Origin of the sequence: Streptomyces globisporus (assembly GCF_003501885.1) — a bacterium.
In the GTDB taxonomy this organism is placed as follows: Bacteria; Actinomycetota; Actinomycetes; order Streptomycetales; family Streptomycetaceae; genus Streptomyces; species Streptomyces globisporus_D.
This window is the reverse complement of the sequence record NZ_QWFA01000054.1, coordinates 1-23,104: the sequence shown is the minus strand read 5'-3', so window position 1 is coordinate 23,104 and position 23,104 is coordinate 1. Positions and strand designations below refer to the sequence as shown.

Genomic DNA, 23,104 nt, shown 5'->3' with positions numbered 1-23,104 from the left:
TCAGGGGCATGTTCCGGTACGCCTTCCTCGCAGCGCCGTCCGCAGTCGCGGACGCGCCGAAGGCTGCCGTGAACGACACGGTCGCCGAGGCGCTCGCCCCGACCGCGGCAGCAGTTGCCGCAGCAGCAGTCGCATCGGCATTCGCCGTTGCCGCAGCGCCCATCGGCGGCGCCCGAAGCTGACCCTCCCCCGACAGTCCGGCGGACCCCGCAAGGGGAGGGTCGGCGGGGCTCCGGGGTCCATCTCTCTTCTCGGCTTCGAGTTCTCCGAAGGAAACAGCCATGTCCAAGACGGCTTACGTGCGCACCAAGCCGCACCTCAACATCGGCACCATGGGCCACGTCGACCACGGCAAGACCACCCTCACCGCCGCCATCACCAAGGTCCTCAGCGAGCGCGGCGGCAGCTCCACCTCCTACGTGTCCTTCGACCGGATCGACCGGGCCCCCGAGGAGGCCCAGCGCGGCATCACCATCAACATCGCGCACGTCGAGTACGAGACCGACACCCGCCACTACGCGCACGTCGACATGCCCGGACACGCCGACTACATCAAGAACATGGTCACCGGAGCGGCACAGCTCGACGGGGCGATCCTCGTCGTCTCCGCGCTCGACGGGATCATGCCGCAGACCGCCGAGCACGTCCTGCTGGCCCGTCAGGTGGGCGTCGACCACATCGTCGTCGCCCTCAACAAGGCCGACGCGGGCGACCCCGAGCTGACCGACCTGGTCGAGCTGGAGGTCCGCGAGCTGCTCTCCGCGCACGGGTACGGCGGCGACACCGTCCCCGTGGTCCGGGTCTCCGGGCTCAAGGCGCTGGAGGGCGACCCGCGGTGGACGGCGGCGATCGAAGGGCTGCTGGACGCCGTCGACACGTACGTACCGATGCCGGTGCGCTACACCGACGCCCCGTTCCTGCTGTCCGTCGAGAACGTCCTGACCATCACCGGCCGGGGCACCGTCGTCACCGGCGCCGTCGAGCGCGGCACCGTCCGCGTCGGCGACCGGGTCCAGGTGCTGGGCGCGGACGTCGAGACGGTCGTCACCGGCCTGGAGACCTTCGGCAAGCCGATGGAGTCTGCCGAGGCCGGGGACAACGTGGCGCTGCTGCTGCGCGGGGTGGAGCGCGACCGGGTCCGCCGCGGCCATGTCGTGGCCGCGCCCGGCAGCGTCACGCCCAGCCGCCGGTTCACCGCGCAGGTGTACGTGCTGTCGGCGAAGGAGGGCGGCCGAACCACCCCGGTCGCCACCGGCTACCGGCCGCAGTTCTACATCCGTACGGCGGACGTCGTCGGCGACGTCGACCTCGGCGAGGCGGCGGTCGCGCGCCCCGGCGACACGGTCACCATGACCGTGGAGCTGGGCCGTGACGTGCCGCTGGAGTCCGGCCTCGGCTTCGCGATCCGCGAGGGCGGCCGCACGGTCGGCGCGGGAACGGTCACCGAGCTGCTCTGAGACCGCCCGCTGCCCGCCACCCCTCGGTTCGGGGGTGGCGGGCAGCGGCGGTGACAATGGAGAGGTGAACGAGCCGATACCCGTCATCCGCGACGTCGACTGCGGCACCGCCCGGCTGCTGCCCGACGTGGACCGCGACCGGGCCTGGCTGCTCACGGTCGACGACGCGCCCCAGTCCTATGTCGACCTCGACGACCCGACCCACCTGGAGTTCGAGTACGTGAGGCGGCTCGCCCACGTCGTGGACGGAGCGGCCGAGCCGGGCACGCCGCTGGACGTCCTGCATCTGGGCGGTGGCGCGCTGACCCTGCCCCGCTATGTGGCCGCGACGCGCCCCGGCTCGCGGCAGGACGTCGTCGACGCCGACCGGGGGCTGCTGGGGCTGGTCCGGGAGCATCTGCCGCTGCCCGACGGGAGCGGCATCACCCTGCACGCCGCCGACGCCCGGGCACGGCTGGAAGCGGCGGCCCCCGCCTCCGCCGACCTCCTGATCGCGGACGTCTTCGGCGGCTCCCGGGTTCCGGCGCACCTCACGTCAGTCGAGTACGCGCGGGCGGCCGGACGGGCCCTGCGCGCAAACGGGATCTACGCGGCCAACCTGGCCGACAGTGCGCCCTTCGTTTTCCTCAGGTCCCAACTGGCGAACTTCGCCGCCGTCTTCCCGATGCTGGCGCTGGTCGGGGAACCCGCCGTGCTGCGCGGGCGGCGCTTCGGCAACGTCCTGCTGCTCGCCTCGTACACGCCCGTCGACGTGGACCCGCTCGTCCGCCGCTGCGCCGCGGACGCCTTCCCCGCGCGGGTCACCCACGGTGCCGCGCTGACCCGGTTCATCGACGGGGCCCGCCCGGTGGCGGACGCGGACGCGGTCGCCTCGCCCGAACCGCCCGCCGGGGCCTTCAGCGTCGGCTGAGGCTCCCGGCGGGCGGGGCGGGGCGGCAGGGTGGTGCGGGAACGCTCTGCGCGGTGCGGGTGTCAGCCCGTGGGCTCACCCGCGAGGCGGACCGTGCTCAGGATCTGCTGGATGGTCGTGTCCGGAAGCTCGTCCTTGACGCCGGTGGCGGCGTAGAGGACCCAGGTCGAGAAGTCGCCCTTGGAGTTCTTGAAGGAGAACGCGATCGACTTCCCGTCGCTGTCGCACTTCTCCTTGTTGGCCAGCTCCAGGGCAGTGGCCTGCGCGACGCTGCCGGAGAGACCCGACTTCGTGGTGAAGGGCTTGGCCTTGCCGATCTTGACCTTGGACTTCGGGTCCAGCTGGGAGTAGGCGGCCCACACCCAGTTGGCGGCCTCGTTCCGCGCGGCCTCGTCGGTGTTCTTGGCGCCCTGGGCGCCCTTCGTCCCGACGCCGGCGAGCCCGGTGTCCTCCTCGCGGCCGTCCCCGTCGGAGTCGTCGAGGCACCACTTGCTCTTGTAGTAGGCGGGTGCGGAGAAGCCGGCGACCGGCGACCCGTCCTCCTTCTTGGCGTCCTCGAAGCCGGCGAACGTTCCCGAACTGGCGACCTCCCAGTCACCGGGAACGTCGAACTGCGTGCCCCACTTGGGGTTGGTGACGACCTTCCAGCCCGGAATGAGTGGCTTGGGGTCGCCCTCGGAGCCCCGCGGGTTCTCCGCGGGCGGCGCGGAGCCGGTGGCCGTCTCGCTGGGCTTGGCACTCGGCGACGCGGACTTCCCGCCCCCGGCGACGTTCTTGCCGTCGTCGTCGTCCTTGCCGAGCACGAGGAATCCGGTGACGCCCGCCGCGATCACGACGGCCAGCGCCGCGACGATCGCCACGATCGTCGTCTTCTTCTTGTCGTCGCCGGGCGTCGGCCCGCCGGGCGGACCCGGGACGGCGTACTGCGGCACCGTCGGCTGCTGGTAGGGATTGGGCTGCTGGTAGCCCGGCTGACCGCCGGGCGCGCCCTGCGGGTACCCGTAGCCCGGCTCAGCGGGCTGCCCCGGCTGGCCCTGCGGCGGATATCCCGGTTGCTGATAGGGATTCGGCTGCTGGTACCCCGGCTGCTGGTACGGGTTCTGGTTCTGGTCCTGCGGGTTCTGCTCGCCCCCGGGCGGCTGCGTTCCTGGCCACATGGCCAGTAACCATAGATGGGCCGTGCGCCCACTTCTACGCCCGCCCTGTACCGGAGCCGTCACAAGGGGATGGCCAAACGGTTCTACTGGTGAGTAACCTTCGGGTATGAGCGCTGAACAGATGACCGTGGGCGAGATGCTCGTCGCTACGGTTCCGATGGCCCGGACCCTCAACCTCGAATTCCTGGAGACCACCCCGGAGCGGGCCGTGGTCCGGCTGCCCGACCAGGCGGACTACCACAACCACGTCGGCGGACCCCACGCCGGAGCGATGTTCACGCTTGCCGAGTCCGCCAGCGGCGCGATCGTCATCGCCGCCTTCGGCGACCAGATGTCGCGGGCCGTGCCGCTCGCAGTGAAGGCCGAGATCGGCTACAAGAAGCTCGCCATGGGCGAGGTCACCGCCACCGCGACCCTCGGCCGCCCGATCGCCGACGTGGTCGCCGAGCTGGACGCCGGACAGCGGCCGGAATTCCCCGTCGCCATCGAGATCACGCGCGCCGACGGCGCGGTCACCGGCGAGATGACCGTCGTGTGGACCCTGCGCCCCAACGGCTGACCACCGCCGTACGCACGCGAGACGCCGTACGCACATGAGACCGGGCCGCCGCCCCTCCGGATGCGGGAGGGGCGGCGGCCCGGGTGCCTTCCGGCGGTCCGGGGCCGGGCGTCAGCCGCCGTGCGCCTCGCGGTGCGCCTTCGCCAGCTCCACGTACCCCGCCGCGTTGAAGCGGATGCTCTTCAGCTCCTCGGCGGTCAGCGGCCGCTTCACCTTCGCGGGCACCCCCGCCACGAGCGAGCCCGGCGGCACCTGCATCCCCTGCGGGACCAGCGCCTGCGCCGCGACCAGCGAACCCGCGCCGATGTGCGCGCCGTTGAGCACCGTGGCGCCCATCCCGACCAGCACGTCGTCCTCGATCACACAGCCGTGCAGCACCGCGTTGTGGCCGACCGAGACCCGCGCGCCCACGGTGAGCGGGAACCCGGGGTCGGTGTGCACGCTGCAGTTGTCCTGGATGTTGCTGTCCGGGCCGAGCGTGATGGGACCGCAGTCGGCGCGCAGCACGGCCTGGTACCAGACGCTGGAGCCCGGGGCGAGCGTCACCTCACCGATCACCACGGAGGTCGGGGCCAGATAGGCGTCCACGTCGATGTCCGGCTCCTTGCCGCCCATGCCCGTGATCAACGCCTGCTCCGCCATCGCCTGCTCCTTCGCGCCGGTGTGGTGCTTCTGGGCCCTCTCCACCGGATCAGGCCGACTCCCACGGTAGGCGACGGGCCCCGGCGGGCGCCGCGCAGTGGGGTGAACATCACAGGTCACCGCGGGGATCGCCCACCGAGCCGCCGACTACCGTGAGCGCGTGCCGAAGAACCGAAACACGTTCTCCTTCCTCGCCCGCTGGCCGCGCCGCGCCGCCTCCCGCGCGGTCCACCTCGGCTGGGCCTGGGCGCAGCGGGCGGGCGCGGTCACCGCCGAGCACCCCGGGCGGCTGCGGTTCGGCGCGATCGGCGCGGGCACCCGGCTCGCCTTCCCGCAGGGCACCGTGTTCGGGGAGCCGTGGATCGAGCTGGGCGCGCACTGCATCATCGGCGAGCAGGTCACCCTCACCGCCGGGATGATGCCGGACCTGGACCTGGGCCCCGACCCGATCCTCACTCTGGGCGACGGGGTGGTGCTGGGGCGCGGCAGCCATGTGATCGCCGACACGACGGTGACCATCGGCTCGGACACGTACTGCGGTCCGTACGTCTACATCACCTCGACCAACCACAGCTACGACGACCCGCACGAGCCCGTGGGCAAGCAGTGGCCCCGGATGGAAACCGTGGCGATCGGCCCCGGCTGCTGGATCGGCACCGGCGCGGTGATCCTGCCCGGGGCGCGGCTCGGCCGGAACGTGGTCGTCGCGGCGGGCGCCGTCGTGCGGGGCGAGGTCCCGGACCACGCGGTGGTCGCCGGAGCCCCCGCCCGCGTCGTGCGCAGCTGGGACCCGCAGAAGGGCTGGCAGCCGCCCCTGCGTACGCCCGCCCCCGTCCCGATCCCGAAGGGCGTCACGCCCGAGCAGTTGCTGGCCCTCGCCGAGCTGGACGAGGTGCGGGAAACCCCGTAGGCCCCGGTGGGGCGGCGGTAGGGCCCGGTTGACGGGGGAGTGCGGCGGGAGAGTGCACCGTACGGCAGTCGGCAGTGCAATATTCTTGACCGCGTTCTCGACCATCCACCGCAGGGACGGTACGTGTCCGACCTCGACCAGCTCACCCAGTCGCTGGCCCGCAACCTCAAGCGCTGGCGGGGCGAGCGCGGCTTCACCCTCGACGCCCTCGCGGCCCGCTCCGGAGTCAGCCGCGGGATGATCATCCAGATCGAGCAGGCGCGGACGAACCCGAGCGTCGGCACCACGGTCAAGCTGGCCGACGCGCTCGGCGTCGCCATCACCACCCTCCTCGACCACGAGCAGGGGCCCCAGGTCCGGCTGGTCCCGGAGAGCCGGGCCGTCCGCATGTGGTCCACGGAGGCGGGCAGCTCCACCACGCTGCTCGTCGGAGCGGAGGCCCGCGGCCCGCTCGAACTGTGGACCTGCCGGCTGATGCCCGGCGAGGGCACCATGTCCGACCCGCACCCCGAGGGCACCGTCGAACTGCTCCACATCACCGAGGGCGAACTGACCCTCCTCGTCGACGGTCTCGCCCATGCCGTCCCCGCCGGCACCTCCGCCACCTTCGAGGCGCACGTCCCGCACGGCTACCGCAACGAGGGCGGCGAACCGGTGGTCTTCACCATGGCCGTCGCCATCCCGCCCGTCCGCTGAGACGCCCGGCCGGTCCCGCCCCCGCCGCTGCTAGCGTGAGCGCCATGCGCGCACCCATCGGCACCTTCGAGGACGCCGCTCCCGCCGCGGACCGGCTCGACCTGCTCCCCGCCCCCGTCGTCGCGGCGCTGACCGCGGGCTGGGGCGAGTTCACCGCCGAGCAGTTCGTCCACGTCGACAGCGACCCGGCCGTCGCCGACACCGCCGTATTCGCCGAGCACCACGGCGTCGAACTCCTCGACACCTCGGCCAACTGCGTCGTCGTGGCGGGCAAGCGCGGCCAGGACGTCACCCTCGCCGCCTGCGTGGTGCTCTCCCGCACCCGGGTCGACGTCAACGGCGCGGTCCGCAAGCACCTCGGCGCCCGCAAGGCCTCCTTCGCCCCGATGGACACGGCGGTCGGCGAGAGCGGCATGGAGTACGGCGGCATCACCCCGATCGGCCTGCCCACCGCCTGGCCCCTCCTGCTGGACCCCGCCGTCGTGGACGAGGAATGGGTCCTGATCGGCAGCGGCAGCCGACGCGGCAAGCTCATCGTCCCCGGCAAGGCGCTCGCCGCCCTCCCGGGCGCGGTGATCGTCGAGGGCCTCGGCGTCTGACGCCTCCCCTCTGAACGCCCCGGGCGGCCGGGTCAACTCCCGGCTCTCCGGTGCTCCGTGAGCCAGGCCGTGGCGAAGTCGACGGCCGACCGCAGCCGGACGAGCCGGCACCGCGCGGCGCCCACGCGCCCCGCCCGTACGTCACCCTCGGCGGCGGCCTCCTCGAACGCCGCGCCCAGGGCGGCGAAGTCCCCGTCGTCCAGGGCGACATCCTCGTACTCCCACCACCGGCGCACCCCCCGCGACGCCACCACACAGCGGTAGCTCCGGCGCGGCGGGCCCGGCATCCGGTACTCGCCCAGGTGGAACGCCGTGCAGGTGGCGTAGCCGGTGCCGAGCAGCAGGATCCGGGCATCCGCCTCGTACAGCCGGGCCAGCGGCGAGTCCTCCCCGAGGTGGCAGTCGGGGCGGTGCCCGGCGAGCAGCCGCGCACTGCCGGGGCCGAGCGCGGCGAACGAGGTCTGCGGATGCGCGCTGCGCCCGGCCCCCGCCGTCGTCCGTACGGTCTCGGCCAGCGCGCCCATCGACGGCGCGGGCGTCACCGCCGGGTCGTACGCCGGCATCGCGGCGCGCACGGCGTCCACGGCCCCGGCGTCCAGGCCCCGCACCCGCTCGCGGTAGTGCGGGGAGGTGTCGGAGTTCTCCGGGGTGAAGGCGGGGACCACCACCGTCCCCGAAGGCCCGACGGCCCGGCGCACCGCGTCCAGCACCCCCCGCGCCCCGCCCGCCACCGGCCCCAGCGACCGCAGCGAGGCGTGCACCAGGAGCACATCACCGGGCCCTACGCCGAGCGCGGTCAGCGCGGCCGTCGCTCGGGCCCTGTCGGTCACGTCGAGTACGTCCTTCACGGCGGGGATTCTGCCCACCCCGCGGCGCCCCGCACACCCGGGCAGCTCAGGCGCGTGTGCCGAGCCGCGGAATCTCGATGGCGGGGCACCGGTCCATCACCATGTCCAGGCCCTGCGCGCGCGTCCGCCCGTAGGCGTCCGGGTCCACGACGCCGAGCTGGAACCACACCGCCTTCGCACCCACGGCCACCGCCTCGTCCGCGACGGCGCCCGCCAGCTCGCTGTTGACGAACACGTCCACCACATCGACCGGGAAGGGGATGTCCGCGAGCGAGGCGTACCCCTGCTCCCCGTGCACCGTCTCGGCCTTCGGGTGCACCGGCACCACTCGCTTGCCGAACCGCTGGAGGACCTCCGCCACTCCGTAGGCCGCCCGGGAGGAGTTGTTCGACAGGCCGACCACCGCCCAGGTGTCGCCCGTGTCCTCAAGAATCCGCCGGATCGTCGCGTCGTCCGCGTACGCGTCCACCGTGCTGCCGCCGTCTGCGTTGCCGTCTGCGTTCATGCCGGGACAACCCCGGCCCCCACCTCCCCATTCCCGCCGGGACCCGCCCTCGTGGCGGCGCATAGGGTGGACGGATGCAGGAGCAGTACCGGACCGTCGCCCGCGCGGGTGTGCACGAGAGCGAGATCAACCGATCCCGTTTCCTCTGCTCGCTCGCCCCCGCCGCCACCGAGGAGGACGCGCAGGACTTCGTCGCCCGCGTCCGCAAGGAGCACCCGACCGCCTCCCACAACTGCTTCGCGTACGTGATCGGCGCCGACGCCTCCGTACAGAAGGCGAGCGACGACGGCGAACCCGGCGGTACCGCGGGCGTCCCCATGCTCCAGATGCTGATGCGGCGGGAGATGCGGTACGTCGTGGCGGTCGTCACCCGCTACTACGGCGGGGTCAAACTCGGGGCGGGCGGACTGATCCGGGCGTACGGGGGAGTGGTCGGCGAAGCCCTCGACGCGCTCGGCACCCTCACCAGGCAGCGCTTCCGGCTCGCCACGATCCGGGTCGACCACCAGCGGGCCGGAAAGCTGGAGAACGACCTGCGGGCCACCGGGCGGGACGTCCGCGAGGTGAGGTACGCCGAGGCCGTCACCATCGGGATCGGGCTGCCGGACGGCGATGTCGAGGCGTTCACCGCCTGGCTGGCCGACACGACCGCGGGGACCGCGACCCTGGAGCTGGGCGGCGAGGCGTACGGGGACGCGACCGCGTGAACCGCGTGAATCTCGTGAGGTGAGGGCAATCCCACGGGGGCCAAAATCATGATCGATGCGGGTTCGGCGGCCCGGCGGCGTTAGCGTGGTCGGTGCCGAGCGGGATCACGGGCCGCCGGTGCGCGGCCCACGGGGTGGAGGACGACGACGATGCAGGCCGGAACCGGCGGAGTGATGGCGTGAGGCTCCTGCACACCTCGGACTGGCACCTGGGCCGGTCCTTCCACCGCGTCTCCCTGCTGGACGCCCAGGCCGCCTACCTCGACCATCTCGTGGCGACCGTCGAGGAGCGCGAGGTGGAGGCCGTTCTCGTCGCGGGCGACGTCTACGACCGGGCCGTACCGCCGCTCACCGCCGTCGAGCTGTTCGACCGGGCGCTGCACCGGCTCGCCGCCGCCGGCGTCCCCACCGTCATGATCTCCGGCAACCACGACTCGGCCCGCCGGCTCGGCGTCGGCGCCGGGCTCTTCGAACGCGCCGGGATCCATCTGCGGACCGCCCCCGAGGGCTGCGCAACGCCCGTCGTCCTGTCCGACGACCACGGCGACGTGGCGTTCTACGGGCTGCCCTACCTGGAACCGGCCCTGGTCAAGGACGCCCTGGGTGCGGGCAAGGCCGGTCACGAGGCGGTGCTCACCGCCGCCATGGACCGGGTCCGCGCCGACCTCGCCACCCGCCCCGCCGGAACCCGCTCCGTCGTCCTCGCGCACGCCTTCGTGGCGGGCGGGGAGCCCAGTGACAGCGAACGCGACATCACCGTCGGCGGGGTCGCCGCCGTCCCCGCCGGGGTCTTCGACGGCGTCGACTACGCGGCCCTCGGCCATCTCCACGGCTCCCAGCGGGTCACGGACCGCGTCCGCTACTCCGGATCCCCGCTCGCCTACTCCTTCTCCGAGGCCGACCACCGCAAGACCATGTGGCTCATCGACCTCGACGCCGACGGGGGCATCGCCGCCGAGGAACGGATCGACTGCCCCGTGGAGCGGCCCCTGGCCCGGCTCCGCGGCCGCCTCGACAGCCTCCTGGAGGACCCCGCCCTGGACCGCCACGAGCACGCCTGGGTCGAGGCCACCCTCACCGACCCGGTACGCCCCGCCGACCCCATGGCCCGCCTCGCCCGGCGCTTCCCGCACACCCTCAGCCTCGTCTTCGACCCCGAGCGGCCGCCGGACGACCCGGGGGGCTCCTACGCCCAGCGCCTCAAGGGCCGCGACGACCACCAGATCGCCGAGGACTTCGTCGCCCACGTGCGCGGCGGCAGCGGCCCCAGTGACCTCGAACGCACCGTGCTGCGCGCCGCGTTCGACGATGTCCGGGTGGACGAGTCCGTGCGCGAGGTGTCCCGGTGAGACTGCACCGCCTGAGCATCACCGCCTTCGGCCCGTTCGGCGCCACCCAGGAAGTCGACTTCGACGCCCTGTCCTCCGCCGGACTCTTCCTGCTCCACGGCCCCACCGGTGCGGGCAAGACCTCCGTCCTGGACGCCGTCTGCTTCGCCCTGTACGGGGCCGTCCCCGGCGCCCGGCAGAGCCCCGGGGCTTCCCTGCGCAGCGACCACGCGCCCGTGGACCTGCCCACCGCGGTCCAGCTGGAGCTGACCGTCGGCGGCCGCCGTCTCGAAGTCACCCGCAGCCCCGCCCAGCCCCGCCCCAAGAAGCGGGGCGACGGCTTCACGATGGAGAAGGCCCAGAGCAGGCTGCGCGGTTACGACCCCGAACGGGGCTGGCACGCCCTCAGCAAGTCGCACCAGGAGATCGGCGAGGAGCTGACCCGGCTCATCGGCATGAGCCGGGACCAGTTCTGCCAGGTGGTGCTGTTGCCGCAGGGCGACTTCGCCCGCTTCCTGCGCTCGGACGCCGAGGCCCGCGGCAAACTCCTCGGCCGGCTCTTCGACACCCGCCGCTTCGCCGCCGTCGAGGAACGCCTCGCCGAACTGCGCCGGGGCGCCGAGGCCAAGGTCACCGCCGCCGACGAACGGATCCTCGCGCTCGCCCAGCGCATCGCCCAGGCGGCCGGACCCGCCGGGGCCGAGGCCACCCCGATCGCCGCCCGGCCGGGTGAACCGGGCCTTGCCGAAGCGGTGTTGGAGTGGGCCGCGATCGCCCGGTCCACGGCAGGCGAACGGCTCGACATCGCCCACCGCGTCGTCGCCTGGGCCGAGGACCGGCAGCGCGGGGCCCGCCAGGCCCTGGACGCCGTACGGGAACTCGCCCGCCTCCAGCAGCGGTACGAGGAGACCCGTCGGCGCTCCGCCGCGCTGGAGGAGCGACGGCCGGAACACGACCGCTGCCAGGAGGAGTTGGAGCGCGCCCGCAAGGCGGACCGGGTCGCGCCGGCGCTGGAGCTGCGCGAGGAGGCGGAGCGGGCGTACCGGGCCGCGAGCGACGGACTCGGCCGGGCGAGGGCGCAGTTGCCGCCCGACCTCGCGGACGCGGGACCCGACCGACTCGCCGAGCTGGAGCGCCGGTTCCGGCAGGAGCTGGGCGGCCTGGAGTCCGCCCGCCGGGCCGAGGCGCGCAGTACCGAGATCGACGAGGAGCGGGACCGGCTGGAGCGCGAGGCCCGGGCCGACGACGCGACTGTCCGGGACACGGAGGTCTGGCTCGCGGGCTGGGACACCGTCCACACCCGGCTCCGGGAGTCCATCGCGACCGCGCAGGAGGCCGCGACCCGCGCCGAACAGCTCGCCGGACTTCTCGCCCCGGCCCGCCGCCGACTGGAGGCCGCCCGCCGTCGTGACACGCTGGCCGCCGAGGTACGGACCGCCCGAGAGGAGCTGGCCGGGGCCCGCGAGCGCGCCCTCGCCGCCCACGAGACCTGGCTCGGGCTGCGCGAGCGGCGGCTGCGGGACATCGCCGCGGAGCTGGCCGCCGGACTCGTCGACGGGGCGCCCTGCACCGTCTGCGGCTCCGCCGAGCACCCGGCCCCCGCCACCGAGGGCGACGGCCATGTCGACCGGGCCACCGAGGAGGCCGCCCTCGCCGCCCACCGCAGCGCGGAGCAGACCCGTACCCGCGCGGAGCAGGCCCTCGGGCTCGTCCGTGAACGCCACGCCACCGCGGACGCGGAGGCGCGCGAAGCGGATTCCGGTGACCTGCCGGCCCCGGCGGCTGCCCTGGACGCGAGCGGCGACGACGAGGGGGCGGTGGCGGGCCCCGGCCCGTCCGTCGGTGAACTCGGCGACACCGTCGACCGGTTGACCGTCGAGCATGCCGAGGCGCACCGGCTCGCCGCCGGGACGCACGCCGCGCGCGAGGCCCTCGACGTGGCCGAGCGCGAGCACGCCGGCCGCCTCGAACTCCGGCAGGAGGCCGACCGCCGGGCCGCCGCCCGTACCTCCCGGCGTGAGGCGCTCGACCGCGAGCAGGCCGCGCTGCACGACGAACTCACGGCCGTGCGGGGTGAGTCCGGGTCCGTCAGCGCCTACGCGGACCGCCTGACCCGCCGGGTGGAGCTGCTGGCGGAGGCCGCCGAGGCCGTACGCACCGAACAGGACGCGGCCCAGCGGCGCAAGGAGGCCGACGACCGGCTCTCCGACGCGGCGTTCCGGGCCGGCTTCGACACCCCGGAGGCCGCCGCCGCGACGCTCCTCGACGCCGCGGCCCAACGCGACCTCCAGCACCGTATCGACGCCTGGCAGGCCGAGGCCGCCGCAGTGGCGGACCGCCGCGGCGAACGCGACGCCCGCGAGGCCGCCGAACAGCCCGTCGCCCAACCGTCAGCGGCGCAGGGCGAGTTCGAGACGGCGGAATGGCTGCTGCGCGAGGCGTCGTCCGCGCTCGCCGCCGCCGACGAGCGCTGCGGCGAGCTGGCCCGGCTCTCCCGGCAGGCCGCCGAGGAGATCCGGCGGCTGGGCCCGGTACGCCAGGAATACGAGCGGATCGCCCGGCTCGCGGGTCTGGCGGCGGGCACCTCCGCCGACAACGAACGCAAGATGCGCCTGGAGGCGTACGTCCTGGCCGCCCGCCTCGAACAGGTGGCGGCCGCCGCCACCGCACGGCTTCAGCGCATGTCCTCGGGCCGCTACACGCTGGTCCACTCCGACGCGCGAACCGGCGGCCGCCGGGCGGGACTGGGACTGCATGTGGTCGACGCCTGGACCGGCAGCGAACGCGACACCGCGACCCTGTCCGGCGGGGAGACGTTCTTCGCCTCGCTGGCCCTCGCGCTGGGCCTGGCCGACGTCGTGACCGAGGAGGCCGGTGGCGTACGCCTGGACACCCTCTTCATCGACGAGGGGTTCGGCAGCCTGGACGACCAGACGCTGGACGAGGTGCTCGACGTGCTGGACTCCCTGCGGGAGCGGGACCGCAGCGTGGGCATCGTCAGCCATGTGGCCGACCTCCGCCGCCGGATCCCCGCCCGGCTCGAAGTGGTGAAGGAGCGGCAGGGGTCATCGGTCCGCCACCGCCTGTGACGTCGCCCGGCCTTCCCCGCCTGTGCCACCAGCGTCAGCGGCCGATCGCGCGGCGGGGGAGCGGTGAGGAGTACACGATGCTCGTGGTGACCGAGCCCAGCGCCCCGATCCGCCCGGTGGTCTCCTCCAGATGCTTCATCGAGCGGGCCGTGACCTTGAGGACGAAGCAGTCGTCGCCGGTGACGTGGTGGGCCTCGATGATCTCCGGCGTGGTCTCCAGCAGGTCGTGGAAGGGCTTGTAGTTGTTTCCACGTCAAGGAGATGCTCGGCGGGTTCGAGTACTGGGTGCGCGAGGGGTTCGCCTACGAGACCTGGGAGGGCGGCGAGCGGCGCGCGGCCGATCCGCTGACCGCTCCGGTCGACGCGGCCGACTGCGGCTGCTGAGCCCCGAACGGGTCCGGGTGGAGGCCACCCGGAGGCCCGGCGGGTTTCAGTGCGCTCCGGCGGCGAGGGCGACGAACAGGTCACCCGTCCCCGCCCCGGCGGGAGCTCCGCTGACCTGGCCGTCGCCGACCTCCACCACCCGCCACACCCCGTCCTCGCGCAGCGCCAGGTCGGTGGTGACCCAGCGCAGCCCGAGACGGCCCACCGCCTCGCGCACGGCGTGGAGTTCGGGAACAGGGAGCCGGTCGGGGGTGTCGGGGTGGGCGGTGACGAGCACCGCCTCCCCGTCCACCCACCACACCCGCGCCTCGCCGCCCGCGACGAACGGCTCGAAGGCCCGCAGCACCAGACCGCCCGCGAGGAAGTCGCCCTGCAGTTCGACGAACCTGCCCACCACGGCAGCCAGTTGCCTCCGGTCCGCGAGCTCCGGCACGTAACAGGCCTCGTCCCACTCGTGCTTGCGGGACTTCACGAAGTCCTTCACGATGCCGGGACCCGGCCCCAGCGGCGCCGCGAGCCCGGCCAGCTCGTCGACGGTGGGCGGCGGAGCCCCCGGAACCGTGGCGCACCAGACGCTGCGGGGCGTCAGCCCGTCGAACTCCTCGTACCAGCCGGGGAGTTCATGCGCCCGCCGGTAGCCGGCGGCGCCGGTGAGCAGGGTGCAGCCCCGCGCACCGAGTGCCGTCTCCAGCTCCGCGTACCGGGCGGAGGGGATCATCCAGCCGCGGTACCAGTACGGTCCGGAGTCCCGCGCGACCCGGGCCGTCGCCCCGGCCGCGTCCCCGGCGAGCAGCGCGTCATGATCGAGCAGGGCGATCCGCCCGCCCGCCGCCCGCGCCGCCGCGACGTCCTCGGCGAACTGCGGATCGGGCCGCGAGACCCTCAACGGGTCGGCGCAGAAAAGGAATCCGCTGCGCTCGGTCATGACAGGCCTCCTTCTTCCACCTGAGGGGACTCCGGACCGTACGTACCGCCGGCCCGGTCAGAGGCGCGACAGCTCGTCCACCAGGTCGTCCAGACCCAGCGACCCCTGCGAGAGCGCCGCCATGTGCCACGCCTTCAGGTCGAACGCGTCGCCGTGCGCGGCGCGCGCGTTCTCCCGGCCGAGCAGCCAGGCGCGCTCGCCGAGCTTGTAGCCGATGGCCTGGCCGGGCATCGACAGGTAGCGGGTCAGCTCGCTCTCCACGAAGTCGGCGGGGCGGCCGCTGTGGTTGCCGAAGAACTCCTGGGCCAGATCGGGGGTCCAGCGCTCGCCCGGGTGGAAGGGGGAGTCCGCCGGGATCTCCAGCTCCAGGTGCATGCCGATGTCGACGATCACCCGGCAGGCGCGCATCATCTGGGCGTCCAGGTAGCCGAGCCGCCGTTCCGGGTCGGGCAGGAAGCCCAGCTCGTCCATCAGCCGCTCCGCGTACAGCGCCCAGCCCTCGGCGTTCGCGCTGACCATGCCGACCGAGGCCTGGTAGCGGGAGAGCGTGTCGGCGACGTGCGTCCACTGCGCGAGCTGCAGATGGTGGCCGGGAACGCCCTCGTGGTACCAGGTGGAGACCAGGTCGTACACCGGGAAACGGGTCTCGCCCATGGTGGGCAGCCAGGTGCGCCCGGGGCGGGAGAAGTCCTCGGAGGGGCTGGTGTAGTACGGTGCGGCGGCCCCGCCGGGCGGGGCGATCCGGGACTCCACCTTCCGTACCCGCTCGGCCAGGTCGAAGTGCGTGCCGTCCAGCGCCTCGATCGCCTCGTCCATCAGGCCCTGGAGCCACTCGCGGACCTCGTCCACCCCTTCGATGTGCTTGCCGTGCACATCGAGGTGGGCGAGCGCCTCCCAGGGACCGGAGCCGGGCAGCACCTTCTCGGCCTCGGTCCTCATCTCCGCGAGCAGCCGGTGGTATTCCGACCAGCCGTACGCGTACGCCTCGTCGAGATCCAGGTCGGTGCCGTTGTACAGCCGCGACCAGCGGGCGTAGCGCTCCCGGCCGACCGGGTCGGGGGCGCCCTCGATGGCCGGGGCGTACACGTCGCGCATCCAGTCCCGCAGCGCGAGCACCGAGGCCGCGGCCTGCCCGGCCGCCTCGTCCAGCTCCGCCCGCAGGGACGCGGGTCCCGGCGCGACGAACTCGGCGAAGAACCCCTCGCCCTGGCCTTCCCCGCCCCACTCCGTGAGCTGGCCGACGAAGGTGGCGGTCGCGCGCGGGCCGCCGTACAGCTTGCGCTCCAGACCGAGCGCGAGGGAGGCGCGGTACCCCTCGTACGCGGCGGGCACCGCGCGCAGGCGCTCCACGACCGCCGCCCAGTCCTCGTCCGTCGCGGTCGGCGTGAGGGTGAAGACCTCGGTGATGCTGTGGGCGGGCGACGACAGGTTGGAGACGGCCCGCAGGCCCTCCTCGGCGTCGTGCACGGCGAGTTCCGCCGTCAGCCGCTCCCGCAGGAGCCGTCCGCAGCGCCGCTCGGCATCGCTGTCCGCACCGGGCAGCTGCTCGGCGGCGTCCAGCTTCCGCAGTGTTGCGCGGAGGAGGTCGGCGGACACCGCCTGGCCGGCCGGTGAGAAGTCGGGCAGCCGGCGCGAGCTTTCGGGCACACCCAGATAGGTGCCCGTGATGGGGTCGAGTTCGATGAGTGCGTCGACGTAGGCGTCGGCGACCTGACGGGGCAGCGCGCTGCTCGAAGTGTCTGACATGCGGACATCCTCGTACGGCGGCGGCCGTTCCGTCATCACCGGGGGCCGCCCGGTGTCCGAACCCGGCCGGTCAGTTCGCGGCGGGCGGCAGCAGCGGACCGCACTCCCACTGCTGGAAGATCAGCCGGGTGTCCACCCGGGCCACCTCCCGGCGCGAGGTGAACTCGTCCAGGACCAGCCGCTGCAGATCCGCCGCGTCGGCCACCGCCACCTGCACCAGATAGTCGTCGGGGCCGGTGAGGTGGAACAGCGCACGTGACTCCGGCAGCGACCTGATCCGGTCGACGAACGGCCCGATCAACTCCCGGCGGTGCGGTCTGACCTGCACCAGCAGCAGCGCCTGGAGCCCCCGGCCGAGCTTCGCAGGATCGAGGCGCAGCTGGTCCCCGAGGATCACCCCGCTGCGGCGCAGCCGGGCCACCCGGTCCAGACAGGTCGAAGCGGCCACGCCGACCTCGGCCGCCAGCTCGCGGTACGTGGTCCGCGCATCGTTCTGCAGCAGCCGCAGAATCTGCAGATCCACCGGATCGAGAGCGACGGAATCGGACATGTGGCGAACGTAGCACGGGGAAGGGCCGCTACGAACCGGTAACTGTTCAGAGTGACGCCATGGACAACGAAGTCTCGATGACGCCCCCTGCTCCCACCCCGTCCAGGGCTCTCGCCACCGAAGCCGTGCACGCCGGACGCGACGACCTCGCCTCCCTCGGCGTGCACGCCCCGCCGATCGACCTGTCCACCACCTACCCCTCCTACGACTCGCGCGACGAGGCGATGCGCATCGACGCCTTCGCCACCACCGGCTCCCTCCCCGACGGGCCGCCGGTCTACGCCCGGCTCGACAACCCCACCACGGGCCGCTTCGAGACGGCGCTCGCCCGGCTGGAGGGGACCGACAGCGCGGTCGCCTTCGCCAGCGGAATGGCCGCGCTCACCGCGGTCCTGCTCGCCCGCGCGAGCCAGGGGCTGCGCCATGTCGTCGCGGTCCGCCCGCTCTACGGTTGCAGCGACCATCTGCTCGGCGCCGGACTGCTGGGCACCGAGGTGACCTGGACCGACCCGGCGGGCATCGCCGACGCCATCCGTCCGGACACCGGCCTGGTGATGGTCGAGACGCCGGCCAACCCGACCCTGGCCGAAGTCGACATCCGGGCCGTCGCCCACGCCTGCGGAACCGTGCCGCTGCTGGTCGACAACACCTTCGCCACCCCCGTCCTGCAGCGCCCCGTCGAACACGGCGCACGCATCGTCCTGCACAGCGCCACCAAGTACCTCGGCGGCCACGGGGACGTCATGGGGGGCGTCGTCGCCTGCGACGAGGAGTTCGCCGCGACCCTGCGCCAGGTGCGGTTCGCCACCGGCGGCGTGCTGCACCCGCTGGCCGGCTATCTGCTGCTGCGCGGCCTGTCCACGCTGCCGGTGCGCGTCCGGGCGGCCTCGACGAGCGCCGCCGAACTCGTCCGCAGGCTCACCGCCGACCCACGGATCGCCCGGGTGCACTACCCGCGGATCGGCGGCGCGATGATCTCCTTCGAGGTGTACGGGGACCCGCACCGGGTAATCTCCGGGGTGCGGCTCATCACGCCCGCCGTGAGCCTCGGCAGCGTGGACTCGCTGATCCAGCACCCGGCCTCCATCAGCCACCGCATCGTGGAGGAGGGAGACCGGCGGGCCGCCGGTGTCGGCGACCGGCTGCTGCGGATGTCGGTCGGCCTGGAGGACGTCGAGGACCTGTGGGCGGATCTGTGCCAGGCGCTCAGCGACGGGCCTGTTCCGTCGGCGCGGACGGCCGTGCGGCCTCTTCACTCGTCAGCCGGGCGGTGATGACGAGCGTGCCCTCCTCGATCTGGTAGTCCAGGGGCAGCTCCAGCGCGCGCATGGCGGCCACCATGCCGGTGTTGCGGGACTGCGTCACCGCGTACACGCTGTCGCAGCCCGCTTCCTCGGCCAGCGCCACCAGGCGGCGGAGCAGCTCGGAGCCGATGCCCCGGCGCTGCCAGTCGTCCTCGACGAGGAGGGCGACCTCGGTCTCGTCGCCGTCCCAGAGGAGGTGGCCCAGCGCCACCAGCCTGCCCGACGCCGTCTGCACCGCCAGGGTGCGGCCGAAACGGGGGCTCAGCAGATGGTCGAGATAGCGGTCGGCGTCCGCGACGGGACCGTGGTAGCGCAGGCCCAGGGTGTTCTGCGAGCAGCGGTCGTGCATGGCGCGGGCGGCGGCGAGATCGGCGCGGTCCGCGCGGCGCACGGTGATCGCGTTGCCCTCGGGCAGGGTGAGGACGTCCTCGCTGCGCGGTACGCGGGGCCCGAGCCGGGCGTCGAGCTCGACCAGGGCGCGCGCCCGGGCGAACTCGGTCGGCGTGAACGGCAGATAGGGCCGCTCGACGGAGATCACCCCGCCGGACGGGTCCCGCAGCCGCATCACCGTCTCCTCCAGCACGCCCTCGACCGGGGCGCTCTGCCCGGTCGCGCGGCCCGTGACGGAGACGGCGGGCAGTGAGTGGATGGTGCACCGGCCGAGCAACTGGCGCAGGGCGAGCGGCAGCTCGGCCGCGTCCAGCGCGGTCCTGGTGGCCAGCGACAGCACCCGGGTCGGGGTGTCCACCAGGTCGTGGGCGTCCGCCCGCTCGATCCAGGTGGAGGTGCCGCCCGCGGCCGCGATCCTCCGGGACAGCTCCTGCGCCTGGAGCGAGGCGGGGGCCCGCAGCAGGAACTCGTCGACGGTGCCCTCGGCGAGCGGGTGCGTCTGGAGGGTGAGGATGTCGACGCGGAGCCCGGCGAGCGCCGTGCACAGCGCGGCCAGGCTGCCCGGGGCGTCGAGCACCGTCGTCCGCATCCGCCACAGCGTGGTTCCGGTCTCCTCGACGCCGGCGACCCCGCCCGCGCCGACGCCCTCGGCCTCGCCCTCCGTCCCGCCGGCCCCGACCGGCACGGCGTCCGCCTCGTCGGACGGGGGTGCGTGACTGTGGCGCCGGGCCCACCAGGTGTGGAACGCGGCGGTGGCCACCAGCGCCACCGCCGACGCCACGAGCAGGTAGGGCCCGTCGGGCTGGTGCCCGATCAGGTTGGCGATCGCGTCGGCCACGGCCACGGCGGTGAACAGAGCGGCCAGTTCGATCAGGTCCCGCCGCCAGTGGTGCGGACGGCGGGCGCTCTTCGCGGAGGTCACATCAGTCATATCCTCACTGTGAACGAGCGGTGTTGCCTGATCACGAACGCTGTGTGACTGATGGGTTACGTGTTGATCTGGTCGCCTATCGTCGCTTTTCGGTCAGATTCACCACTGGCAACGGACTCGCCGAAGCCGCCGCTCACTGGCCGACGCGGCCCGGCCGGAGCACCTTGGTGAACAGGACCGACCCGCCCTCGGCCCGCAGCCGCACCGTCAGCTCCGCACTGCCCCCGTCGATCTCCACCTCGCCGAAATACTGCGGCGACTCCATCGGCGAGACATTGGCCCGGTCGGGCGCCCGCACGAAGACCCGGTCGGGGCCGAACGTGCCGTCCAGCGCGTTGGCCGGGAAGCCGCCCGCGGCCAGCGGGCCCGACACGAACTCCCAGAACGGGGCGAAGTCCTTGAACGCCGCCCGCTCCGGCGCGTAGTGCTGCGCCGAGGTGTAGTGGACGTCGGCCGTCAGCCACACGGTGCCGGTGATCCTGCGGTGCTTGACGAAGCGGAGCAGCTCGGCGATCTGGAGCTCCCGCCCGAGCGGGGCCCCGGGGTCACCCTGCGCCACCGCCTCGAAGTTCGTCGCACCGTCCGGGACCACCAGGCCGAGCGGCATGTCGGCGGCGATCACCTTCCACTCCGCCCGGGAGGCGGCGAGCGAGCGCTTCAGCCACCGCAACTGCTCGGCGCCGAGGATGCCCGTCGCGTCGTCGGGCTGCCGATTGGGGGAGTTGGCGTTGCGGTACGACCGCATGTCCAGGACGAACACGTCGAGCAGCGGACCGTGGTGGACGACCCGGTACATCCGCGACCGGTGCCCGGAACCGTGCGACGGCGCGAGCGGTACGTACTCCTGGAAGGCCCGCACGGAGCGCGCCGCGAGGATGTCCACGTTCTTCTCGGTGTAGCGGGCGTCGTCGAGGATCTGGCCGGGATACCAGTTGTTGCGCACCTCGTGGTCGTCCCACTGCACGACGGAGGGCACCTGCGCGTTGAAGCGGCGGACGTTCCGATCGAGCAGGTTGTAGCGGAAGTTTCCCCGGTACTCGTCCAGCGTCTCGGCGACCTTCGCCTTCTCCTCGGTCATGACGTTGCGCCAGATCCGGCCGTCCGGCAGCGTCACACTCTCCTCCAGCGGACCGTCCGCGTAGACGCTGTCGCCGCTGCACAGGAAGAAGTCCGGGTCCAGGCGGCGCATCTCCTCGTACACCCGGTAGCCGCCGATGTCCGGGTTGATGCCCCAGCCCTGGCCCGCGATATCGCCCGACCACAGGAAACGCACCCCGGACCGGCGCCGCGCCGGGGCGGTGCGGAACGTCCCGTACACGGGTTTTCCGGTACGGCGCGGATCGGCCGGATCGGCGAGCGTGACGCGGTAGTGCACCTGCTCGCCCGGCGGCAGCCCGTACAGCGGCGTGGTCCCCGTGAAGTCCGTGCCGGGCTCGATCGACGGCCCGTGCCAACGGCGGACCCGCCGGAACGACTCGGTCGCCGAGGTCTCCACCAGCATCCGGGCCGGCCGGTCCGAGCGCACCCACAGCAGCGCCGACGAGGAGGTGACGCCGCCCACCTGCACACCCCAGGACGCTTCGGGCCGCCCCGCCAGGTGCAGCGCGGGCGCCGCCGATGCGACCGCGGGGGCGAGCGCGACCGCCGCCGGGGCGATCAGCGAACCGCGCAGGACGGCACGACGGCCGGGAGAGGAAACGAGCGGACGGTGCGGACGGTGGGACATCGGGGCGCCTCCAGGGAGGTGGTCGGGCGGTGCACCGTACCGGGAAGGCCGTGGCCCGACCCGGTACGGAGCTGGTCTGCGCCATGCCTAGTGCCTTGCGGCGGCCGGTGTCCGAACCCCGGGTGAACGGCGCCCGTCGGCCGGGCCGGGCGGTCGGTCCCAGTCGGCCGCGCGAGGCCGGTCTCGCCCAGCCGGTCGGCTCGGAGCGTCCCTCACCGACCGCTCAGCCGGAACCGGCCCGTCCGGTACGCCACGCCTCCGCCAGCGCCGCGACCCCTCGCGCGATGTCCCCGGGGGCGAGATGGGCGTACCCGAGAACGAGCGCCAGGGTGCCGTCCTCGGAGCCCGCCGTTCCGCAGTCGCGCAGTGACCGCAGGGCGATGCCCGCCCCTGCCGCCCGCTCCAGGAAGACGTTCTCGGGGCCGCACCGCGCGGGCAGCCGGGCGATGATGTGCAGCCCCGCCGCGATGCCGCTGACCGCCGTGCCGGGGAAGTGCTCGTCGAGCGCGGCCACCATCGTGTCCCGCCGTTCCCGGTAGGCCCGTTGGCAGCGCCGCAACTGCCGGTCGTAACCGCCGCCCACGATGAAATCCGCCAGCACGGCCTGGTCGAGCACCGGATTGCCCAGGTCCATCGTCCGTTTGCGGGCGACGATCCGATCGGTGAGCGCGGCGGGTGCGATCAGCCAGCCGAGCCGCAGACCGGGAGCCAGCGACTTGCTCACGGAGCCGGTGTACACGACCCGCTCGGGATCCAGCCCCTGCAAGGCGCCCACCGGGGCCCGGTCGTACCGGAAGTCCCCGTCGTAGTCGTCCTCCATGATCACGGCGTCCGCGTCCCGCGCCCAGCCGAGCAGTTCGCCGCGCCGCTGCGCGGAGTAGCCGATTCCGGTGGGGAACTGGTGCGCGGGCGTGGTCACCACCGCGCGTACGCCGGAGCGCTCCAGGGGCGCGAGGGCGAGGCCCTCGTCGTCGAGGGGGAGCGGGACCGTGCCCAGGCCGGTCGCCGCGAACAGCGAGGAGTGCTCCGGACTGCCCGGGTCCTCCACCCCTACCGAGACCGCGCCCTCGTCCCGGAGGACGAAGCCGAGCAGGGTCGTCGCCTGGGCCACCCCCGAGCAGACCACCAGCCGCTCCGGATCGGCCACCACGCCCCGGCGCCGGGCGAGCAGTCCGGCCAGGGCCTCGCGCAGCTCCGGCAGCCCGCGCGGATCGGGGTAGCCCAGCGCGCCGTGCGGCAGCCGGCCGAACACCGTCCGCTGCGCGGCGGCCCACGCGCTGCGCGGGAAGAGGGACAGATCGGGGGTGCCGGGCCGGAAGTCCACGCGTGCGCCCGCCGCTCCCGGCGCGCGGTCGCGTACGGGACGCTCCGCCGCGCGTACGCCCTCGCTCACCCAGGTGCCCGCGCCCCGGCCGCTGCGCAGATAGCTCTCCGCGGTGAGCTGCTCGTACGCCTCGGTGACCAGACCCCGCGACACCCCCAGATCGGCGGCGAGTTCACGGCTCGAGGGCAGCCGCGTGCCGCCCGCGAGTCGGCCGGAGCGCACCGCTTCCCGGAGCGCGGACCGCAGCGCGCGCCCCCGCCCGCGCGCCGGCGCGGCAGCGGCGGGCAGCAGCAACTCCCAGGCCGGAGAGAGGGATTCCGCAGCCGGGCGAAGCGGACCGGGCTCTGGAGCGGCCCCCGGACCGGCTTCCGAGTCGGAGCCCGACTCGGCCGGCGGTCCGGGGCCCGCCCCCACCCC

21 protein-coding genes and 2 pseudogenes are annotated in these 23,104 nt (G+C 73.7%); 12 read left to right on the top strand and 11 right to left on the bottom strand.

From position 1 onward, the window contains the following. The first annotated feature begins 8 nt into the window (after nucleotides 1-8). The 3 genes from D3105_RS12665 to D3105_RS12655 all read left to right on the top strand — a co-directional run bounded on the left by D3105_RS12665 (nucleotide 9) and on the right by D3105_RS12655 (nucleotide 2,367). Entirely contained in the window at nucleotides 9-182 is a 174-nt protein-coding gene (locus tag D3105_RS12665; RefSeq protein ID WP_165891006.1) for a hypothetical protein, read from the top strand. Nucleotides 183-281: 99 nt separating this feature from the next. Continuing rightward, nucleotides 282-1,457, top strand: a complete 1,176-nt coding sequence (gene tuf / locus D3105_RS12660) for an elongation factor Tu (protein ID WP_118903352.1) — start codon at nucleotides 282-284, stop codon at nucleotides 1,455-1,457. A 64-nt stretch (nucleotides 1,458-1,521) separates the two neighbouring features. Beyond that, on the top strand, nucleotides 1,522-2,367 hold the full coding sequence (locus D3105_RS12655; protein WP_118903351.1) for a spermidine synthase: 846 nt from the start codon (nucleotides 1,522-1,524) through the stop codon (nucleotides 2,365-2,367). 62 nt (nucleotides 2,368-2,429) lie between these two features. Here the strand turns inward: D3105_RS12655 and D3105_RS12650 are convergent, their stop codons facing one another. Further along, nucleotides 2,430-3,524, bottom strand: coding sequence for a hypothetical protein (locus tag D3105_RS12650; protein ID WP_118903350.1), 1,095 nt, complete (start codon nucleotides 3,522-3,524; stop codon nucleotides 2,430-2,432). Nucleotides 3,525-3,645: 121 nt separating this feature from the next. Here D3105_RS12650 and D3105_RS12645 point away from each other — a divergent pair, with 121 nt between their 5' ends. Beyond that, nucleotides 3,646-4,083, top strand: coding sequence for a DUF4442 domain-containing protein (locus D3105_RS12645; protein WP_006122944.1), 438 nt, complete (start codon nucleotides 3,646-3,648; stop codon nucleotides 4,081-4,083). Between the two features lie 111 nt (nucleotides 4,084-4,194). Here the strand turns inward: D3105_RS12645 and D3105_RS12640 are convergent, their stop codons facing one another. Next, on the bottom strand, nucleotides 4,195-4,725 hold the full coding sequence (locus D3105_RS12640; RefSeq protein WP_118903358.1) for a gamma carbonic anhydrase family protein: 531 nt from the start codon (nucleotides 4,723-4,725) through the stop codon (nucleotides 4,195-4,197). A 160-nt stretch (nucleotides 4,726-4,885) separates the two neighbouring features. On the opposite strand from D3105_RS12640, the gene D3105_RS12635 reads away from it, so the two are divergent. The 3 genes from D3105_RS12635 to D3105_RS12625 all read left to right on the top strand — a co-directional run bounded on the left by D3105_RS12635 (nucleotide 4,886) and on the right by D3105_RS12625 (nucleotide 6,930). Continuing rightward, nucleotides 4,886-5,635: an acyltransferase gene (locus D3105_RS12635; protein WP_118903349.1), complete on the top strand. Its 750-nt coding sequence runs from the start codon at nucleotides 4,886-4,888 to the stop codon at nucleotides 5,633-5,635. 123 nt (nucleotides 5,636-5,758) lie between these two features. After that, a complete protein-coding gene (locus D3105_RS12630) occupies nucleotides 5,759-6,331 on the top strand; it encodes a helix-turn-helix domain-containing protein (protein WP_118903348.1) in 573 nt (190 codons plus the stop codon). Nucleotides 6,332-6,375: 44 nt separating this feature from the next. Continuing rightward, nucleotides 6,376-6,930 (top strand): YbaK/EbsC family protein, encoded by a 555-nt coding sequence (locus D3105_RS12625; protein WP_118903347.1) that lies wholly within the window; start codon nucleotides 6,376-6,378, stop codon nucleotides 6,928-6,930. Nucleotides 6,931-6,962: 32 nt separating this feature from the next. Here the strand turns inward: D3105_RS12625 and D3105_RS12620 are convergent, their stop codons facing one another. Together D3105_RS12620 and D3105_RS12615 are read right to left on the bottom strand one after the other, a co-directional pair. Then, complete coding sequence (locus D3105_RS12620; protein ID WP_118903346.1) at nucleotides 6,963-7,778, bottom strand: aminoglycoside N(3)-acetyltransferase; 816 nt, start codon at nucleotides 7,776-7,778, stop codon at nucleotides 6,963-6,965. A gap of 46 nt (nucleotides 7,779-7,824) precedes the next feature. Continuing rightward, nucleotides 7,825-8,283, bottom strand: coding sequence for a CoA-binding protein (locus D3105_RS12615; protein ID WP_118903345.1), 459 nt, complete (start codon nucleotides 8,281-8,283; stop codon nucleotides 7,825-7,827). Nucleotides 8,284-8,357: 74 nt separating this feature from the next. Between D3105_RS12615 and D3105_RS12610 the strand changes: the two genes are divergently transcribed. The 3 genes from D3105_RS12610 to D3105_RS12600 all read left to right on the top strand — a co-directional run bounded on the left by D3105_RS12610 (nucleotide 8,358) and on the right by D3105_RS12600 (nucleotide 13,407). Next, complete coding sequence (locus D3105_RS12610) at nucleotides 8,358-8,990, top strand: YigZ family protein (RefSeq protein WP_118903344.1); 633 nt, start codon at nucleotides 8,358-8,360, stop codon at nucleotides 8,988-8,990. A 179-nt stretch (nucleotides 8,991-9,169) separates the two neighbouring features. Next, on the top strand, nucleotides 9,170-10,339 hold the full coding sequence (locus D3105_RS12605) for an exonuclease SbcCD subunit D (RefSeq protein ID WP_118903343.1): 1,170 nt from the start codon (nucleotides 9,170-9,172) through the stop codon (nucleotides 10,337-10,339). Then, nucleotides 10,336-13,407: an AAA family ATPase gene (locus D3105_RS12600; RefSeq protein WP_118903342.1), complete on the top strand. Its 3,072-nt coding sequence runs from the start codon at nucleotides 10,336-10,338 to the stop codon at nucleotides 13,405-13,407. The genes D3105_RS12605 and D3105_RS12600 overlap by 4 nt, the downstream gene beginning before the upstream one ends. Before the next feature lie 34 nt (nucleotides 13,408-13,441). Here the strand turns inward: D3105_RS12600 and D3105_RS12595 are convergent. Beyond that, nucleotides 13,442-13,651: pseudogene (locus D3105_RS12595) on the bottom strand (Lrp/AsnC ligand binding domain-containing protein); the annotation flags it as partial. Nucleotides 13,652-13,653: 2 nt separating this feature from the next. Here D3105_RS12595 and D3105_RS12590 point away from each other — a divergent pair. Further along, nucleotides 13,654-13,791 (top strand): annotated as a pseudogene (locus tag D3105_RS12590) (rhodanese-like domain-containing protein); the annotation flags it as partial. Nucleotides 13,792-13,837: 46 nt separating this feature from the next. Here the strand turns inward: D3105_RS12590 and D3105_RS12585 are convergent. From D3105_RS12585 to D3105_RS12575, 3 genes are all read right to left on the bottom strand, one after another. Then, nucleotides 13,838-14,716: an ATP-grasp domain-containing protein gene (locus D3105_RS12585; protein ID WP_118903341.1), complete on the bottom strand. Its 879-nt coding sequence runs from the start codon at nucleotides 14,714-14,716 to the stop codon at nucleotides 13,838-13,840. A gap of 57 nt (nucleotides 14,717-14,773) precedes the next feature. Further along, entirely contained in the window at nucleotides 14,774-16,462 is a 1,689-nt protein-coding gene (locus D3105_RS12580; RefSeq protein WP_118903340.1) for a DUF885 domain-containing protein, read from the bottom strand. 70 nt (nucleotides 16,463-16,532) lie between these two features. Beyond that, nucleotides 16,533-17,012 (bottom strand): Lrp/AsnC family transcriptional regulator, encoded by a 480-nt coding sequence (locus tag D3105_RS12575; RefSeq protein WP_006122929.1) that lies wholly within the window; start codon nucleotides 17,010-17,012, stop codon nucleotides 16,533-16,535. 59 nt (nucleotides 17,013-17,071) lie between these two features. On the opposite strand from D3105_RS12575, the gene D3105_RS12570 reads away from it, so the two are divergent. After that, nucleotides 17,072-18,286: a trans-sulfuration enzyme family protein gene (locus D3105_RS12570; RefSeq protein ID WP_118903339.1), complete on the top strand. Its 1,215-nt coding sequence runs from the start codon at nucleotides 17,072-17,074 to the stop codon at nucleotides 18,284-18,286. On the opposite strand, the gene D3105_RS12565 is transcribed toward D3105_RS12570, so the two are convergent. The 3 genes from D3105_RS12565 to D3105_RS12555 all read right to left on the bottom strand — a co-directional run bounded on the left by D3105_RS12565 (nucleotide 18,219) and on the right by D3105_RS12555 (nucleotide 22,981). Next, entirely contained in the window at nucleotides 18,219-19,628 is a 1,410-nt protein-coding gene (locus D3105_RS12565) for a GNAT family N-acetyltransferase (protein ID WP_118903338.1), read from the bottom strand. The two genes, D3105_RS12570 and D3105_RS12565, sit on opposite strands and share 68 nt — an antisense overlap. A 142-nt stretch (nucleotides 19,629-19,770) precedes the next feature. After that, nucleotides 19,771-21,363 carry an alkaline phosphatase D family protein gene (locus tag D3105_RS12560; RefSeq protein ID WP_118903337.1) on the bottom strand — a complete coding sequence of 531 codons (1,593 nt, stop codon included), beginning with the start codon at nucleotides 21,361-21,363 and terminating at the stop codon, nucleotides 19,771-19,773. Nucleotides 21,364-21,586: 223 nt separating this feature from the next. Further along, a complete protein-coding gene (locus D3105_RS12555; RefSeq protein WP_118903336.1) occupies nucleotides 21,587-22,981 on the bottom strand; it encodes a PLP-dependent aminotransferase family protein in 1,395 nt (464 codons plus the stop codon). Nucleotides 22,982-23,104: the final 123 nt, after the last annotated feature.

Bases quoted from the DNA above. Each gene is read 5' to 3' on its own strand.
- D3105_RS12580 (WP_118903340.1), bottom strand. From the start codon at position 16,462: ATGTCAGACACTTCGAGCAGCGCGCTGCCCCGTCAGGTCGCCGACGCC.
- D3105_RS12650 (WP_118903350.1), bottom strand. From the start codon at position 3,524: ATGTGGCCAGGAACGCAGCCGCCCGGGGGCGAGCAGAACCCGCAGGAC.
- tuf (WP_118903352.1), top strand. From the start codon at position 282: ATGTCCAAGACGGCTTACGTGCGCACCAAGCCGCACCTCAACATCGGC.
- D3105_RS12640 (WP_118903358.1), bottom strand. From the start codon at position 4,725: ATGGCGGAGCAGGCGTTGATCACGGGCATGGGCGGCAAGGAGCCGGAC.
- D3105_RS12625 (WP_118903347.1), top strand. From the start codon at position 6,376: ATGCGCGCACCCATCGGCACCTTCGAGGACGCCGCTCCCGCCGCGGAC.
- D3105_RS12610 (WP_118903344.1), top strand. From the start codon at position 8,358: ATGCAGGAGCAGTACCGGACCGTCGCCCGCGCGGGTGTGCACGAGAGC.
- D3105_RS12570 (WP_118903339.1), top strand. From the start codon at position 17,072: ATGGACAACGAAGTCTCGATGACGCCCCCTGCTCCCACCCCGTCCAGG.
- D3105_RS12585 (WP_118903341.1), bottom strand. From the start codon at position 14,716: ATGACCGAGCGCAGCGGATTCCTTTTCTGCGCCGACCCGTTGAGGGTC.
- D3105_RS12560 (WP_118903337.1), bottom strand. From the start codon at position 21,363: ATGTCCCACCGTCCGCACCGTCCGCTCGTTTCCTCTCCCGGCCGTCGT.
- D3105_RS12665 (WP_165891006.1), top strand. From the start codon at position 9: ATGTTCCGGTACGCCTTCCTCGCAGCGCCGTCCGCAGTCGCGGACGCG.
- D3105_RS12575 (WP_006122929.1), bottom strand. From the start codon at position 17,012: ATGTCCGATTCCGTCGCTCTCGATCCGGTGGATCTGCAGATTCTGCGG.
- D3105_RS12615 (WP_118903345.1), bottom strand. From the start codon at position 8,283: ATGAACGCAGACGGCAACGCAGACGGCGGCAGCACGGTGGACGCGTAC.
- D3105_RS12645 (WP_006122944.1), top strand. From the start codon at position 3,646: ATGACCGTGGGCGAGATGCTCGTCGCTACGGTTCCGATGGCCCGGACC.